Below are 14,940 nucleotides of genomic sequence, written 5' to 3'. Positions count from 1 at the left end.
TCAGCCGCCCCCGTCGCCGGGCAGGTAGGCGCACAGCGCGTCGAACTGCGCCACGGTCAGGTACGAGGGATTCGCCGCCTGCGGCTGCCGGAGCACCTCGGCCCCGGCCAGCCGCGGGTCGGCGCGCAGCACCTCGCGGCGTACCCGCAGTGGCTCGTCCAGGATCGTCAGGTCCAGCGGCGCGGTCCACGGCTCGCCCGGCGCGCCGGGCTGCGGCGGGGCGGCGATCCGCCCGACGCCCCAGACGCCGTACGGCGTCCGGCCCCGGCTGCCGCTGGCCCAGAACACCACCGGCTGGCCGGCGCGCATCAGGCGTACCCGGTAGCCGGGGCGGACGCACCAGCCGGTGACGCGCGGGTCGGCGGCGAAGCGGGCCGTAAGGTCCACCGCGTCCGCGTTGCCCTTGATCAACCAGGCGCCGAGGTCGTCCAGGGTCACCCGCCGATCGGTCATCAGCCCATTCTGCGGTCCGCCCGGGCGAAGCGCCGGACGACGGGGCGGCGGGCCGGGGCGGCCGTCAGATGATCAGGTGGGTCCAGTAGGTGAGCCAGACCGCGAACAACGCGCCCTGCAGCAGCGCCAGCGCGGCGGTGAGCCAGCCGTCGAGGCCGGGCCGGCGAGCCCAGCGGGCCAGCACGAACGCGACCGGGAACGCGGCGAGCAGGTAGCGCAGGAGGCTCTTGTACACCGGCGGCCCCATCGACAGTGGCACCAGCACCACGACGAGCGTGTAGACCAGGTACGGCCAGTCGGCCCGGCGGCGCAGCCCGACGACCGCCACCACCAGCGTCGCCACCGCGATCCACACCCGCAGCGCGTCGGCCGAGTTGCCGCCGGTCAGCGCGGACACCGCCGTCGCGACGGGGTTCTGCAACCGGATCGCCCAGCCGGTCTCCTGCGCGTGCTGGTAGGCGAACCAGTCCCCGCTCTGCCAGCGGCAGAACGCCATGAACGTCAGCCAGCCCGCCGGCACCAGCACCAGCGGCCAGCCCTCGCGCAGCAGTCGCGGCCACGCGCGCGGGCCGGCCCGCCAGCCGTGCTGGCGGAGCAGCACCAGCGCCAGCGGCGCCACCACGAGGAAGCCGACGGAGCGGCTCATCGCCAGGAAGTAGCCGACCACGCCGACGACCAGCCAGCGGCGTCGTTCGGCGTACCAGAAGGTGGCCAGCGCCAGGCAGACGAACAGGGACTCGGTGAGCGCCGCCTGGAACAGGAACGCCGTCGGCAGGAGCAGCAGGTACCGGACCGCTCGCCGGCCGTCGGCCGGTGCGGCGCCGCCGAGCAGCCGGCCCCCCAGCCGGTACGCGAAGTAGAGCTGCACCACCAGCGCCACGTTGCTGACCAGCAGCAGAGCCCAGGCGGTGTGACCGCCGAGCAGCGGCGCGAGCGGCCGGGCCAGGAACGGATAGAGCAGCGGGAAGCCGAAGTCCGGCCACGGCCGGTCCAGTGGCAGCCGGGCCAGGTGCTCGTAGAGGAACGAGTCCCAGGCGAACCAGAGCGAGAACCAGCGGTGCGACGAGATCGCGTCCTGCTGCTCCCGCATCCCGGTCTCGCCGGCCGGCGGCGCGCCGGGCACCCCGTCCCAGGCGGCCAGCACCAGCACGCCGAGCAGGCTGAGCACGAGCTTCGAGCCGACGAAGACGGCGAACACGAATCCCCACGGCTCGGGCACCCCGCGGGCGACCCGGATTCCACGCGACCACCACCGGGTACGCCCGGAGCGCGCCCCGACGGCAGGGCCGGCCGCGCGTTCAGATTCGGCCGCGCGGAAGGATTCGGCCGCGCGTTCGGGGTCGGCCGCGCCACCGGGATCGACCCGCCGCTCCTCCGTCATCGCGCTCCCACCGGTCGGCCCCTGGCCGACGGCCCGGCCGGAAGCCCGGCCCGCATTCCCCGTCCGTCCCCGCCCACACCCGTCCCCGCCGGCACCCGTCCGGCCCACACCCCTCCGGCCTGCCCCGTCCGGCCCGCCCACACACCTGTCCGGCACGCCCCCATGCCCGCGTCGATCATGAGGTTGGCGGCGACAAATCAGACACCAAACGCCGTCAACTTCATGATCGACGGGGTCGGGTCGGGCCGGGTCGGGGCGGGGTGGGTGGGCGGCGCATCGGGGTGGGTGCGCAGGTGAGGACGGCGGCAGGACGGGTATGCGCGGTGCCGCATCGGGAGGCTGGCGGCGGGGGGCGCGGACGGCATGGGTGACGGCGACGGAACCGTTATCATCGGGGCGGGGCCGGCCGGGTTGACCGCCGCGTACGAGCTGCTGCGGCACGGCGAGCCGGTCCGGGTCTACGAGGCCGACGACGTGGTCGGCGGGATCAGCCGGACCGTGGAACGCGAGGGCTGGCGCTTCGACATCGGCGGGCACCGCTTCTTCACCAAGGTGTCCCGGGTCGAGGACTTCTGGCACGAGATCCTGCCGGACGAGGACTTCCTGCTCCGGCCGCGGATGAGCCGGATCTACTACCGCGGGGCGCTGTTCGACTATCCGCTCAGCGCCGGAAACGCGCTGCGCAACCTCGGCCTGCTGGAGGCGGCGCGCTGTCTGGCCTCGTACGGCCGGGCCCGGCTGCGCCCGCCGAAGGACCAGTCGCACTTCGAGGGGTGGGTGTCGGCGCGGTTCGGCTGGCGGCTCTACTCGATCTTCTTCAAGACGTACACGGAGAAGGTCTGGGGGATGCCGGCGGACCAGTTGCAGGCCGACTGGGCGGCCCAGCGGATCAAGAACCTGTCGCTGGCCACCGCGATGCGCAACGCGCTGCTGCCCCGGCGCGACCGCACGGACGTGACCAGCCTGATCGAGGAGTTCCAGTACCCGAAGCACGGCCCCGGGATGATGTGGGAGCGCTGCGCCGAGGAGGTCGCCCGACGCGGCGGCACGGTACGCACCGGCGCCTGGGTGACCGAGGTACGGCGGGACCCGGCGGCCCGGCGGGCGACAGCGGTGACGCTCGTCGACGCGGACGGTGAGCGGACCGAGCCGGCCGATCATGTGATCTCCTCGATGCCGATCTCCGCGCTGGTGCGGGCGATGCGGCCGGAGGCGCCGCCCGAGGTGCGGGCCGCCGCCGACGACCTGCGGTACCGGGACTTCCTGACCGTCGCGCTCGTGGTGCCGGAGGAGTTCTCATTCCCGGACAACTGGATCTACGTGCACGACCCGGCGGCCCGGGTGGGCCGGATCCAGAACTTCGGCTCCTGGTCGCCGTACCTGGTCAAGGACGGGCGGACGTGCCTGGGGCTGGAGTACTTCGTGTTCGAGGGCGACGAGATGTGGCGGACGCCGGACGCCGAACTGGTCGCGTTCGCCACCGCCGAGCTGGAGCGGCTGGGCCTGGTCAAGCCCGGCTGCGTGGAGGCCGGTTACGTGGTCCGGATGCCGAAGGCGTACCCGGTCTACGACGAGCGGTACCAGCGCAACGTCGACGTCATCCGGGGCTGGCTTGCCGCGAACGTGCCGAACGTGCACCCGGTCGGGCGCAACGGCATGCACCGGTACAACAACGCCGACCATTCGATGCTCACCGCGATGCTGACCGCGGAGAACATCGCGCACGGCGCGGAGCACGACGTCTGGACCGTCAACGTGGAACAGGACTACCACGAGCAGCGCAGCCCGTCGCGGCACGGCACCGGCCGGGACGCGCCGGTCGTCCCGGCCCGTCGGTAAGGCGCCGCGCGTGAGGGTGGTCATAACCGCTGGACGGCCGCCCCGGCGGTGCTGCTAGCCTTCTGGGCAGGTCATGAGCGCCAGCGCGAAGCCCCGGCTCGCTGGCCGGCAACCCTCCTCCGCGGTGGGGTGCCCCGGGTGAAGACCAGGCACCGGCAGCCGCCGGTGCAAGCGTGGCCTGGCACCCAGGTCAGCACCAGACCAGGGAGACCGATGTCCGTACCACCCTCCACCCCCTCCGGCGACGTCGCCGCGTACCCGGCCCGCTTCGCGCTGGTCAAGCGCCGCCACGTCGACCTGATGCGGGTGTGCAGCGACGCCTGTCGCCCCGCGCGCTGAGCGAACGCCACCCCCCTCTTTCCGATCCATCCTTCTCCGGCCCGGTCGTCTGTCCGGCGGGCCGGCGCCGACGCGCACCTCCGCGCGTCCGTCCACTCTGGAGAGACATCGTGCGTTTCCGTACCGTCCTGACCCGTGCCGCCGCCGTCGGCGCGGCGGCCCTGCTCGCCGTCACCGCGCTCACCGCCTGCGGCGGCGACGACACCGACGCGGCCGACAACCCGTACGGCCTGCTCCAGCCCGGCGTGATCCGCGCCGGAACGCTCACCGACGCGCCGCCGAACGTCTTCCTGAAGGACGGCAAGTTCACCGGCTTCGACAACGAGCTGCTGCGCGCCGTGGCCGCCAAGATCGACCTGAAGGTGGAGTTCGTCGGCACCGACTTCTCCGCCCTGCTCTCCCAGGTCAACAGCGGCAAGTTCGACGTGGGCAGCTCCTCGATCACGATCACCGAGGCGCGCAAGAAGACAGTGGACTTCGGCAACGGCTACGACTTCGGCTACTTCGGCCTGGACGTACCGGCCGGCTCCACGCTCACCGGCTTCGACCAGCTCGCCGGCAAGCGCGTGGTGGTGGTGCAGGGCACCGTGCAGGACGACTACGCCACCAAGCAGAACCTCGACCCGGTGCGCGTGCCCGACTACAACAGCGCGATCAACCAGCTCAAGGCCGGCACCGCGGACGCCTGGATCGCCCCGGCGGAGATCGGCGACAAGTCCGCCGCCGACAGCAACGGCAAGATCAAGGTCGCGGCGAAGCAGCTCAGCCCCACCCCGACCGCGTTCGCCGTGGCGAAGGGCAACGACAAGCTGCGCGAGGCGCTGAACAAGGGCCTCGACGAGGTGATCGCGGACGGCACGTGGAGCCGCCTGCAGGCGGAGTACTACCCGGGGCGGCCGATCCCGGCCGACTTCAAGCCCGGCAGCGGGTCGGTGGCGGCGCCGGCGCCGTCGGCCGCCTCCTGAGCCGGTAACCGAGCACGAGCAGGGCGGACGGAGCGGACATGGACCCACTGAGCACCCTCTGGGAGACGTTCTTCGACTGGGAGTCGATGCGCGAGGCGCTGCCGGAGATGCTGACCGTCGGGCTGCCGAACACGCTCACCCTGGCGGTCTCCGCCGCCCTGCTCGGCTCGGTGCTGGGCATGCTGCTGGCCGTCGCCGGCATCTCGCGTACCCGGTGGTTGCGCTGGCCGGCGCGGATCTACACCGACGTGTTCCGCGGCCTGCCGGCCGCGGCGACCATCCTGCTCATCGGCGTCGGCCTGGCGCCGCTGGGCATGCAGGTCTGGGGCCCGAACCCCTATCCCCTGGGCGTGCTGGCGCTGTCCCTGATCGCCGCCGCCTACCTCGGCGAGATCTTCCGGGCCGGCATCCTGAGCGTGGAGGCCGCCCAGCTGGAGGGCGCGCGGGCGCTCGGCTTCTCCTGGGGCGAGGCGATGCGCCTGGTGATCATCCCGCAGGGCGTACGCCGGGTGCTGCCCGCCTGGGTCAACCAGCTCATCTCGCTGATCAAGGACTCCAGCCTGGTCTACTTCCTCGGCCTGCTGGCCAGCCAGCGGGAGCTGTTCCGGATCGGGCAGGACTACGCCGCCAACACCGGCAACCAGTCCGCGCTGCTGCTGGCCGGGCTGTTCTACCTGTTGCTGACCGTGCCGCTGACCCACGCGGTGAACTGGCTGGACCGGCGGCTGCGGCAGGGCCGCCCGGCCGCGCCGCCGCCCGAGCCGGAGCCGGATGCCGAGCCGGTCGACCTCACCCCGTCCGGAAAGGACCCGCGATGACCACCACCACCTCGGTCAGCCTGGCCGTCCGCGACGTGCACCTGGCCTTCGGCGCGCACCGGGTGCTGCGCGGCGCGGACCTGGACGTGGCGCGCGGCGGCGCCGCCTGCGTGATCGGCCCGTCCGGCTCCGGCAAGTCGACGCTGCTGCGCACCATCAACCGGCTGATCGAGCCGGACCGGGGCGACGTGCTGCTGGACGGCCGCAGCGTGCTGCGCGACGACCCGGACGCGCTGCGCCAGCGCATCGGCATGGTGTTCCAGCAGTTCAACCTCTTCCCGCACCTGAGCGTGCTGCGCAACATCACGCTGGCGCTGCGCAAGCTGAAGAAGCTCGACGAGGACGAGGCGGTGGCGCTCGCCCGCGCCCAGCTCGACCTGGTCGGCCTGGCCGGCAAGGCCGACGCGCGGCCGGCGCAGCTCTCCGGCGGGCAGCAGCAGCGCGTCGCGATCGCGCGGGCGCTGGCGCTGCGCCCGCAGGTGATGCTCTTCGACGAGGCGACCAGCGCGCTGGACCCGGAGCTGGTCAAGGGCGTGCTCGCGGTGATGGCGGACCTGGCCGCGGCCGGCATGACGATGGTCGTGGTGACGCACGAGATGGGGTTCGCGCGCAGCGTCGCCGACACGGTGGCGTTCATGGACGCGGGCGTGGTGCTGGAGTCCGGCCCGCCGGAGGCGGTGTTCGAGGCGCCGGAGCACCCGCGGCTGCGACGCTTCCTGTCCCAGGTTCTGTGACCGGCCGCCTCAGCCCTTCACCGCGCCGATCAGCACGCCCTTGACGAAGTGCCGCTGGATGAACGGGTAGACGGCGACGATCGGCGCGACGGTCAGCACCACGACCGCCATCTTGACCGCCTCGGTCGGCGGCATGGTCACCCCGCTGCTGCCGCCGGAGGTGTGCGGGGCCTGCCCGGCCAGCAGGTAGCTCTGCAGCACCCGCTGGATCGGGTACATGTCGTTGCGGTCGATGAACAGCAGCGCGTCGAACCAGACGTTCCAGTAGCTGACCGCGTAGAACAGGCCGACCACGGCGATGACCGCGCGGGACAGCGGCAGCACGATGCGCGCGAGCGTACGGAAGTCGCTCGCGCCGTCGATGCGGGCGCTGTCCAGCAGCTCCGACGGGATGCCCTGGAAGAACCCGCGCACCACGACCAGGTTGAACACGCTGATCGCCGGTGGCAGGACCAGCGCCCAGATGGTGTCCTTCAGGCCCAGCCCGGTGACCACCAGGTAGCGCGGCACCAGCGGCGGGTAGACCAGGAACGGGATCAGGAAGTACGCCAGCAGCCAGCGGTGCCCCAGCGAGCCCGGCCGGGACAGCCCGTACGCGGCGAGCACGGTGACCGTCAGCGCGATGGCGGTGCCGATCACCGTGACGAGCGTGCTGATCCAGAGGGCCCGGGTGACAGCACCCCCGGCGAAGATCGTCTCGTACGCGGACGTGTCGATGCCCCGGGGCACGACCACCAGGCCGCCGGCCCGCGCGATGGTCTCCCGCGAGGACAGGCTGGTCACCAGGATCACCCAGAGCGGGAACAGCACGCCCGCCACGAGCACTGTGAGCACGACGGCCTTGAGGCCCTGCCCGACCGGGGTGGGCGGTTCCTGCCACACCGGCCGGCGGGATCGGTCGCCGGCGACCCGGCGGATCAGCGTGGTCATGACTTGGAGTAGATCCCTCGTTCGCCGAGCATGTGCGCCACCCGGTTGGCGGCCAGGATCAGCACCAGCCCGATGACGGCCTTGAACAGTCCGGCCGCGGCGCCGTACCCGTAGTTCCCGGTGGCGATGGAGAAGTGATAGACGAAGGTGTCGAGCACCTCGGCGGCCTGCCGGCCGACGGCGTCGCGTTGCAGCAGGAACTGCTCGAAGCCGACCGAGAGCGCGTCGCCCAGGCGCAGGATGAGCAGCAGCACGATAACCGGGCGCAGGCCGGGCAGCGTGATGTGCCACAGCCGCCGCCACCGGCCGGCGCCGTCGGCGGCGGCGGCCTCGTAGAGGTTCTGGTCGATGGTGGACAGCGCGGCCAGGAAGACGATGGTGCCCCAGCCGACGTCCTTCCACACCGCCTCGACGGTGACCAGCACGATGAACGTGTCCGGGTTGGTCATCACGTTCCACGGCTGCATCCCGGCGTCGCGCATGCTCTGGGCGAGCAGCCCTGCGCCGCCGAGCATCGCCACGAAGAACGTGACCACCAGCACCCAGCTGAAGAAGTGCGGCAGGTAGACGATGGTCTGGATGAGCCCGCGCAGCCGGCTGGACAGCAGGTTGTGCAGCGCGATGGCCAGCAGGATCGGCAGCGGGAAGAAGAAGACGAGCTGGAACGCGGTGATCGCCAGCGTGTTGCGGAACGCGTCCCAGAACGCCGGGTCGGAGAACAGCAGCTGGAACTGGCCGAAGCCGATCCAGTCGCTGTGCGCGAACGCCTGCCACGGGTTGTCGCCGAGGTAGGGGTTGTAGTCCTGGAACGCGATCACGTTGCCGGCGATCGGCAGGTAGCTGAAGACCAGCAGGATTCCGAAGCCGGGCGCCACCATGGCGAGCAGTTGCCAGTCCCGGCGCAGCCGGGTGCGTAGCGGCACCCGGCGGCGGCGGGGAGGTCGGCCGGGCGGTCGGCCGGGCGAGGCCGGGGCGTCCGGCCGGGCCCGCTCGGGCCCGGCCAGGACGGCCGGCTCGCTCATCGGCCCGCCTTGGGCAGCGCGTCGGCGAGCAGCTTCCGGGCCTCTTCGCCGCCGGCGGCCTTCCACTCCTTGACGATGGCGTCCACGTCGCTCAGCGGTCGGCGGCCGCGCAGCACGTCGGTGAACTTGTCCTCGGTGGGCACCTGGTTGGCCTTGTACGCGGCGGGCATCTCCAGCTTCACCCCGGCCCACGGGTTGGGCTCCATGTGCTTGACCATCTCGTTGGAGTACGCGAGCACGTCCGGCACGAAGCGCGGGGTGTCCGGGAACGGCCCGATGGTGGGGTTGCGGCCGCTGATGAAGAAGTACTGGTTGGCGATCTCCTTGAACGCCAGGTCGGTCTTGACCGGCCCGTTCGGCGACGGGTTGTGGTGCTTGCCCGCGACGCCGAAGTCCCGCAGCTGCGCCTCCTGGCTGCCCAGCGGCGCGGAGCACCAGTTGATGATCCGCAGCAGCTCCTGGACCCGGTCCTTGCCGAGGCCCTTCTTGACGAACGTGTAGGAAATCGGCTCGTCGTCGCCCCAGACCAGCGGGTCGCCGCCGGTGGCGGAGAAGATCGGCACCGGCTGGATGTTCAGCTTGGGGTTGGTCTTCTGGTGCTCGGCCTGGGCGCCCTGCCAGAAGCCGACGCCGTCCTGGAGGAACACGATCGCGCCGTTCTTGGCGAACAGCTGCTTGGCGTCCGCGCCCCTGCTGGCCACGATGTCCGGGTGGACCAGGCCGTCCGCGTAGATCTTGGCCATCACCTCCAGCGCGCGGCGGAACTCCGGGGTCTCGTACTTGAACTCGGGGGTGCCGTCGGACTTGACCCGCCATCCGCCCTTGTGACCCGGCACCTTGTGGAACATCTGGATCATGGCGAAGACGTCGTTGAACGCCCACACCTTGCGCGCCGGGTCGGTCACCTGCTTGGCCACGGCGAGCAGGTCGTCCAGGTTCGCCGGCACGGCCAGGCCGCGCGCGTCGAGGACGTCCTTGCGGGTGAACAGCGCCCACGGGAACGGCCCGTCGGTGGGGTTGGGCACGGACATGAGCCGCTCGTTCCAGACCGCCCGCCGCCAGGCCCCGGTGGGGAAGCTCGCCAGCATCGGGTACGCGGCGGCGGCGTCGCCGCTGAGGTGGTCGGTCAGGTCCTCGAAGAGCACCTTGATGGCCTCGGCGAAGCGCGGGATCTTCTCCACCTCCCACCCCGGTACGCACAGCAGGTCCGGCACGTCGCGCGCGCCGAGCATCGCGTTGAGCTTGTCGGCGTACGTGTTGCCGTCCTGGATGGTGAAGTTGACGGGCGTGCCCAGCTCGGCGTTCACGGCCTGGAGGTAGGCGCTCTGCGCGACGCCGGGCGGCGCCGGGCCCCAGGCGGGGGTCATGGCGGTGACCTGCTTGCCGCTGGTGCCAGGCTTGTCGGTGACGGCGTCGACGAGGCTGGCCGGGTAGCGGGTGTAGCCGTCGGGCACCGGCCGGGTGCCGACGATGTCGGGCTTGATGCCGCCGGGCAGGTCCTTGTGGTTGGGCAGCAGGCCGGAGACGGCGTCGAGGTTCTGGGCGGCGCCGGTGCCGGCCGGCTTCTCCGAGCAGCCGGCGAGCAGCGGGCCGGCGGTGGTGGCGGCCACGCCGAGGCCGACCAGGCCGAGGAAGCGACGGCGGGAGGAGCCCGGGTCGGGGTGGTGCGCGGTCATCGGTCCCCCTTCGGGAAGGGATGCGCAGTGGATTAGTTCGTATGGATGGTCAACAAACTAATCACGACCGTGAGCTTGCACAAGGGTGGACCGGGCGGGACGACGGGTCAGGCCGGGCAGCGGTCGGACAACGCGTAGCGGGTGAGCACCACGTCGCCGATCTGGCGTACCTCGACCACCCGGGCCCGACGGCCCGGGTGCCACGGGAAGCGGCCGTCCCCGACGAAGCGCGGCGCCCGACGGTCCCCCACGAAGAACGGGGCGACCACCAAGTGCAGCTCGTCGGCCAGGCCGGCGGTGAGGAACTGGCGGTGCATCGAGCCGCCGCCCTCCACCATCAGGCGCGTCACGCCGCGCCCGGCCAGGTCGGCCACCACCGCCTCCGCGGTGGCCGGATCGCCCGCGTCGACCACCGTGGACACGGCGCCGACCTGCTCACGGGCCTTGTCCACCACTCCGCTCGGGCAGTACACCAGCTTGAGCCCGTCACCCATGGTGAAGAAGCGCGCCCCCGGGTCGAGGTCGCCGCTGCCGGTGACTGTCACTTTCACCGGCGACGGGGGCAGGCCGCGCGCCACCCGCTCGGCGCGCCGCCGCTCGCTGCGCACCAGCAGGCGGGGGTCGTCGCGGCGTACGGTGGCCGCGCCCACCAGGATCGCGTCGCACCCGGCCCGGGTCGCGTCGACCCGGTCCAGGTCGTCGTCGTTCGACAGCAGCAGCCGGTCGGTGGTCGCGTCGTCGATGTATCCGTCGATCGACATCGCGCAGCTGAGCAGGACGTACGGGCGGGTGGTCACGGCACGAACGGCAGGTCGAGGGCGTGATCGGCGCGGGTCACCTTGGCCGCCAGGTAACCGGCGTTCGCCGGCGACAGGTGCACGCCGGTGGACACCCGGTCGGCCACCGTGACGCCCAGCCGTTCGAGCTGGGCCGCCTTGTCCGGGTTGTTGCTGAGCAGGGCCACCCGGTCCACGCCCAGCGCGCCGAGCATCTGCGCGGCCACCGTGTAGTCACGCTCGTCCGCGCCGCGCCCGAGCGCCAGGTTCGCCTCGTACGTGTCGAGGCCGTCGTCCTGCAGCGCGTACGCGTCGAGCTTGGCGTACAGGCCGATGCCCCGCCCCTCCTGCCGCAGGTAGAGCAGGTAGCCACCGGCCTCGGCGATGCGCTCGACCGCCTCGCGCAGCTGCGGCCCGCAGTCGCAGCGCTGGCTGCCGAACACGTCCCCGGTGAGGCACTCGCTGTGCGGGCGGACCAGCGGCGGGTCGGCGTCGACGTGTTCACCGAGCCCGAACGCCAGGTGCTCGCGCCCGTCGACGAGACCGTGGAAGGTGTGCACGCGCGCGGTCGTCACGTAACCGTCGGGGAACCGTAGCGGGACCGTCACGCGGGTCCGGACCGTCGCGGTGGGCAGGGTTTCGTCCATGGTTCTCCTGTCGTCCGGTCGCCGGGCGGACCCGGCGACGCACACCTCGCTCCCCCACCGTAGGCGGGATCACCGACAGTTGCCGGGCTCCCGCCGGGGCATCCGCCGCGCCAGCAGCACCGCGGCGCCGGGCAGGCTGGCCACCAGCACCAGCGCGCCGTACACCGTGCCGGTCGCCACACCCTGCGCGGCGGTCAGCCCGGCCGAGGCGAACGCCCACGCGGCGACCCCCTCGCGCGGGCCGAACCCGCCCACGTTGAGCGGCACCGCCATGGCCAGCAGGGCGAGCAGCGTCAACGGCAGCAGGCGGGACAGCGGGGCGTCCGTCCCGGCGGTGCGGGCGGCCACCACGAACGTGGCCAGGTGGCCGGCGAACACCACAGTCGAGGCGATCACCACACCGGCCCAGGTCCGGCGGCCCAGCACGCCGGAGCGCACGTCGGCGACCACGGTCCGGGCCGCCCGCGCCCAGCGGGACGCCCCGGAGCGGGGCACCGCGCGGGCGGCCAGCGCCAGCGCCAGCGCCACCACGGCCAGGCCGGCCGCCAGCCACGGCAGGTACCGGCGCACCGGTGACGGGAACGCGGCGAGCAGCGCCACCGCGATGACCACCTGCACCACCTGACCGGCGGTGCGCTCCCAGACCACCGCCCGTACGCCCCGGGCCACGTCCCCGGCGTCGCGGCCGTGCCGGACCGCCCGGTGCACGTCGCCGAGCACGCCACCGGGCAGCGTCGAGTTCAGGAAGATCGCCCGGTAGCAGTGCGCCACCGCGGCGCGCATCGGCAGCCGTACGCCCAGCCCGCCGGCGACAAGCGACCAGCGCCAGGCGCAGCAGACGGTGGTGATCACGCCGATGCCGAGCGCGGCGGCCAGCGCCGGCGCGTCGATCAGGCGCAGCCCGGCCAGGAACGGACCGGTGCCCACTGACGCGACGAGCACGGCGAGCACCGCGAGCCCGAGCAGCGGACGTACCCAGGTCCGGCGCGTCCGGGCCCGGCGCGGCGGCGCGGGCGTGACAGCCGGTACGGGTCCGGCGACGGCGACGGCGACGTGTGACAAACGGTCCTCCCTCGTTCCCACCGGTTGTCACGTGCCAGCAGCCGGTACGGTTCAGCCGGCGAGCAGGTCGGCGTGGTGCAGCACCACGTCGAGCCGGCCGGCGGCGGCCTCGGCGAGCCGCCACTTCTGATACGTCCCGGCGGGCCCGGACAGATGCGGTAGTTCCTCGACCGCTGCGGCGACCCAGCCGGTGAGCCACTCGGCGGCCAGTTCCGCCTGCTCCGGGCCGAGCCGCCACGGGGTGGGGCGCACCACGACCTCGACGCCGTGACGGGAGAACGCGGCCACGGCGGCGTCCACGGCGTCCGGCCCGAGCAGCGCCCGGCCGTCGACGGTGCGCCGCTGGTGGGCGTTGAACGCGGCGGTCAGCTCGGCGTCGAGCGGGTGCGGCGGGGTGAACTCGGCCCGCCCGCTGACGGTGAGCGCGAACAGCGTCGGGTGCCCGGCGCAGGCCGCCGCCATCCGCTCGACCTCCTCGGCGGTGAGCATGTCCAGCAGCGCGGACGCGGTGACCAGGTGCGCGCCGGCCAGGTCGGCGGCGGTCAGCCGGGTGATGTCCGAGTCGAGCGTCGTCACGGTGACCTCGGCCCCGTCGGCGGCGGTGAGCCGCGCCGAGCGGGCCAGCGCCAGCAGGTCCCGGTCGCGTTCGTGCAGCACCCAGCGTTGCGGGCCGGGCAGCCGGGGCGCGAGCCAGCGGGCCATCGAACCGGTGCCGCTGCCCAGGTCGTGCACGACGAGCGGCCGGCCGGCGGGCATCCGGTCGCGGACCGCGTCGGCCAGCTCGGCGCTGCGGGCCGCCGCGTCGGCGGGCTCTCGCAGCCGCAGCCAGTCCGCGAAGCCGGGCGGGAGTGAGGTGGTCATGCCGCGGTCGCCTCCTTCAGCGCCGTCGCCAGCCGGTCCACTGTGACCGGCCAGCCGGTGAGGGTGTCCCGCCGCTGCCGGGCGGCGCGGCGCAGCCGGTCCCGCAGGCCGGGGTCGGTGAGCCAGCGGCGCAGCGCCGCGGCGGTCGCGCCCGGGTCGTCCGGTGGCACCAGCAGGCCGGGCCGCTCGCCGCCGGGCGCGTGCCCGAGCGTGGCCGGCAGGCCGCCGGTGTCGCTGGCCAGCACCGGTACGCCCCGGGCCAGCGCCTCGGTGACCACCATCCCGTACGTCTCCTGTCGCGAGAGCTGAACCAGCAGATCGGCGGCGGCGTAGGTGGCGGCCAGGTCCGGCCGGGTACGGGGGCCGGTGAGCCGGACCCGGGCGCCCAGGCCCTCGGCGGCGAGCCGCCCGCGCATCCGGTCGGCGAAGGGCCGGTCCCGCTCCAGCGGTCCCACCCAGTCGCAGGTCCAGTTCAGGTCCGCCACGTCGGCGAGCGCGGCGGCGAGCACGTCGTGGCCCTTGACCGCCGTGACGGCGGCGACGCAGAGCAGCCGCCCACCGCCGGGCGTGCCGGGGGCGACGGACGCCGGGTCGACGCCGGGTGGGGCGGCCGTCACCAGTTCGGGGCGCAGCCGGTAGCGGTCGAGCAGCCGGCCGCGGGTCCACTCGCTGGTGGCTACCACTGCGGTGGCCGCCGCCAGCGCCCGTGCCTCGGTCTCCCCCTCGATCGGCAGGTGCACCAGGATCACCAGGCGCAGCCGCGCGGCGTGCGGGGCGAGCACGTCCGGCACGGTGGAGGCGACCAGGCCGTCGAGCAGCACCGTCGCGCCGGCGGGGAGCCCGCCGAGCAGTCCGGCCAGGTCGGCGCGCTCGCGTGGCCCCGGGTGCGGCCAGCCGCCGGGCACCTGGTGTTCCCGGACCGTCCAGCCGCGTCCGGCCAGGCCACGGCAGACGTGACGGTCGTAGGCGTTGCCGCCGCTGGGGTCCGCCGGGTCGTCGATGTCACCCGGCAGCACCACGTGGACGACGCTCATCCGGTCAGAGCGACCGCTCGTAGCTCGCCCAGGCGATGTGTGACTCGTGCAGGGTGACGGTGATCCCGGTCAGGCCGCGCGCCCCCTCCCCCAGCCGGCCGGCCGTCACCGCGTCGGCGAGCCGGTCGGCCACCGTACGGGCCAGCACCTCGGTGGTGGTGTTCACCCCGGTGAAGGCGGACTCGTCGTCGAGATTGCGGTAGTTCAGCTCGCCGAGCACGGCCTTGAGCTGCTCGGTGGCCAGCCCGATGTCGACCACGATCCCGTCGTCGTCCAGTTCCGGCCGGCGGAACGTGGCGTCGACGACGAACGTCGCGCCGTGCAGCCGCTGGGCCGGGCCGAACACCTCGCCGCGGAAGCTGTGGGCGACCATGATGTGGTCCCGGACGGTCACGCTGAACAC

The 14,940-nt window shown here is 73.2% G+C and carries 16 protein-coding genes and 1 riboswitch; of the genes, 5 read left to right on the top strand and 11 right to left on the bottom strand.

Annotation, left to right across the window (positions count from 1 at the left end):
- Positions 1-453 carry a hypothetical protein gene (locus A4R25_RS04410; protein ID WP_064445687.1) on the bottom strand — a complete coding sequence of 151 codons (453 nt, stop codon included), beginning with the start codon at positions 451-453 and terminating at the stop codon, positions 1-3.
- A 64-nt stretch (positions 454-517) separates the two neighbouring features.
- On the bottom strand, positions 518-1,834 hold the full coding sequence (locus A4R25_RS04405) for a hypothetical protein (RefSeq protein ID WP_082930908.1): 1,317 nt from the start codon (positions 1,832-1,834) through the stop codon (positions 518-520).
- Between the two features lie 363 nt (positions 1,835-2,197).
- Between A4R25_RS04405 and A4R25_RS04400 the strand changes: the two genes are divergently transcribed.
- The 5 genes from A4R25_RS04400 (at position 2,198) to A4R25_RS04385 (ending at position 6,529) form a co-directional block, all read left to right on the top strand.
- Positions 2,198-3,673 carry an NAD(P)/FAD-dependent oxidoreductase gene (locus tag A4R25_RS04400; protein ID WP_043323460.1) on the top strand — a complete coding sequence of 492 codons (1,476 nt, stop codon included), beginning with the start codon at positions 2,198-2,200 and terminating at the stop codon, positions 3,671-3,673.
- A 69-nt stretch (positions 3,674-3,742) separates the two neighbouring features.
- A riboswitch (SAM riboswitch) is annotated at positions 3,743-3,853 on the top strand.
- A 33-nt stretch (positions 3,854-3,886) separates the two neighbouring features.
- Positions 3,887-4,012, top strand: a complete 126-nt coding sequence (locus A4R25_RS32010) for a hypothetical protein (RefSeq protein ID WP_255361248.1) — start codon at positions 3,887-3,889, stop codon at positions 4,010-4,012.
- Between the two features lie 110 nt (positions 4,013-4,122).
- Positions 4,123-4,977: an ABC transporter substrate-binding protein gene (locus A4R25_RS04395; RefSeq protein WP_064445686.1), complete on the top strand. Its 855-nt coding sequence runs from the start codon at positions 4,123-4,125 to the stop codon at positions 4,975-4,977.
- A 38-nt stretch (positions 4,978-5,015) separates the two neighbouring features.
- Positions 5,016-5,795 carry an amino acid ABC transporter permease gene (locus A4R25_RS04390; protein ID WP_064445685.1) on the top strand — a complete coding sequence of 260 codons (780 nt, stop codon included), beginning with the start codon at positions 5,016-5,018 and terminating at the stop codon, positions 5,793-5,795.
- Positions 5,792-6,529, top strand: a complete 738-nt coding sequence (locus A4R25_RS04385; RefSeq protein ID WP_064445684.1) for an amino acid ABC transporter ATP-binding protein — start codon at positions 5,792-5,794, stop codon at positions 6,527-6,529. Before A4R25_RS04390 ends, A4R25_RS04385 begins: the two co-directional genes overlap by 4 nt.
- Before the next feature lie 9 nt (positions 6,530-6,538).
- On the opposite strand, the gene A4R25_RS04380 is transcribed toward A4R25_RS04385, so the two are convergent.
- From A4R25_RS04380 to A4R25_RS04340, 9 genes are all read right to left on the bottom strand, one after another.
- On the bottom strand, positions 6,539-7,459 hold the full coding sequence (locus A4R25_RS04380; protein WP_043323451.1) for a carbohydrate ABC transporter permease: 921 nt from the start codon (positions 7,457-7,459) through the stop codon (positions 6,539-6,541).
- Complete coding sequence (locus A4R25_RS04375) at positions 7,456-8,481, bottom strand: sugar ABC transporter permease (protein WP_064445683.1); 1,026 nt, start codon at positions 8,479-8,481, stop codon at positions 7,456-7,458. Before A4R25_RS04375 ends, A4R25_RS04380 begins: the two co-directional genes overlap by 4 nt.
- Positions 8,478-10,157: an extracellular solute-binding protein gene (locus tag A4R25_RS04370; RefSeq protein ID WP_043323449.1), complete on the bottom strand. Its 1,680-nt coding sequence runs from the start codon at positions 10,155-10,157 to the stop codon at positions 8,478-8,480. The genes A4R25_RS04375 and A4R25_RS04370 overlap by 4 nt, the downstream gene beginning before the upstream one ends.
- Before the next feature lie 107 nt (positions 10,158-10,264).
- Positions 10,265-10,954, bottom strand: a complete 690-nt coding sequence (locus A4R25_RS04365) for a RibD family protein (RefSeq protein ID WP_043323447.1) — start codon at positions 10,952-10,954, stop codon at positions 10,265-10,267.
- Entirely contained in the window at positions 10,951-11,580 is a 630-nt protein-coding gene (gene ribA / locus A4R25_RS04360; protein ID WP_030499246.1) for a GTP cyclohydrolase II, read from the bottom strand. The genes A4R25_RS04365 and ribA overlap by 4 nt, the downstream gene beginning before the upstream one ends.
- Positions 11,581-11,649: 69 nt before the next feature.
- Complete coding sequence (locus tag A4R25_RS04355) at positions 11,650-12,546, bottom strand: lysylphosphatidylglycerol synthase transmembrane domain-containing protein (RefSeq protein ID WP_231915483.1); 897 nt, start codon at positions 12,544-12,546, stop codon at positions 11,650-11,652.
- A 147-nt stretch (positions 12,547-12,693) separates the two neighbouring features.
- On the bottom strand, positions 12,694-13,503 hold the full coding sequence (locus A4R25_RS04350) for a class I SAM-dependent methyltransferase (protein WP_064445681.1): 810 nt from the start codon (positions 13,501-13,503) through the stop codon (positions 12,694-12,696).
- A complete protein-coding gene (locus A4R25_RS04345) occupies positions 13,500-14,537 on the bottom strand; it encodes a glycosyltransferase family 4 protein (protein ID WP_064445680.1) in 1,038 nt (345 codons plus the stop codon). Before A4R25_RS04345 ends, A4R25_RS04350 begins: the two co-directional genes overlap by 4 nt.
- A 4-nt stretch (positions 14,538-14,541) precedes the next feature.
- On the bottom strand, positions 14,542-14,940 hold the full coding sequence (locus A4R25_RS04340; RefSeq protein WP_043323437.1) for a 6-carboxytetrahydropterin synthase: 399 nt from the start codon (positions 14,938-14,940) through the stop codon (positions 14,542-14,544).

The organism is Micromonospora sp. NBRC 110037 (assembly GCF_001652995.1).
GTDB lineage: Bacteria > Actinomycetota > Actinomycetes > Mycobacteriales > Micromonosporaceae > Micromonospora > Micromonospora chalcea.
This window is presented reverse-complemented; position numbering and strand designations above follow the sequence as displayed.

Bases quoted from the DNA above. Each gene is read 5' to 3' on its own strand.
- A4R25_RS04410 (WP_064445687.1), bottom strand. From the start codon at position 453: ATGACCGATCGGCGGGTGACCCTGGACGACCTCGGCGCCTGGTTGATC.
- A4R25_RS04405 (WP_082930908.1), bottom strand. From the start codon at position 1,834: ATGACGGAGGAGCGGCGGGTCGATCCCGGTGGCGCGGCCGACCCCGAA.
- A4R25_RS04400 (WP_043323460.1), top strand. From the start codon at position 2,198: ATGGGTGACGGCGACGGAACCGTTATCATCGGGGCGGGGCCGGCCGGG.
- A4R25_RS32010 (WP_255361248.1), top strand. From the start codon at position 3,887: ATGTCCGTACCACCCTCCACCCCCTCCGGCGACGTCGCCGCGTACCCG.
- A4R25_RS04390 (WP_064445685.1), top strand. From the start codon at position 5,016: ATGGACCCACTGAGCACCCTCTGGGAGACGTTCTTCGACTGGGAGTCG.
- A4R25_RS04385 (WP_064445684.1), top strand. From the start codon at position 5,792: ATGACCACCACCACCTCGGTCAGCCTGGCCGTCCGCGACGTGCACCTG.
- A4R25_RS04380 (WP_043323451.1), bottom strand. From the start codon at position 7,459: ATGACCACGCTGATCCGCCGGGTCGCCGGCGACCGATCCCGCCGGCCG.
- A4R25_RS04375 (WP_064445683.1), bottom strand. From the start codon at position 8,481: ATGAGCGAGCCGGCCGTCCTGGCCGGGCCCGAGCGGGCCCGGCCGGAC.
- A4R25_RS04370 (WP_043323449.1), bottom strand. From the start codon at position 10,157: ATGACCGCGCACCACCCCGACCCGGGCTCCTCCCGCCGTCGCTTCCTC.
- ribA (WP_030499246.1), bottom strand. From the start codon at position 11,580: ATGGACGAAACCCTGCCCACCGCGACGGTCCGGACCCGCGTGACGGTC.
- A4R25_RS04350 (WP_064445681.1), bottom strand. From the start codon at position 13,503: ATGACCACCTCACTCCCGCCCGGCTTCGCGGACTGGCTGCGGCTGCGA.
- A4R25_RS04345 (WP_064445680.1), bottom strand. From the start codon at position 14,537: ATGAGCGTCGTCCACGTGGTGCTGCCGGGTGACATCGACGACCCGGCG.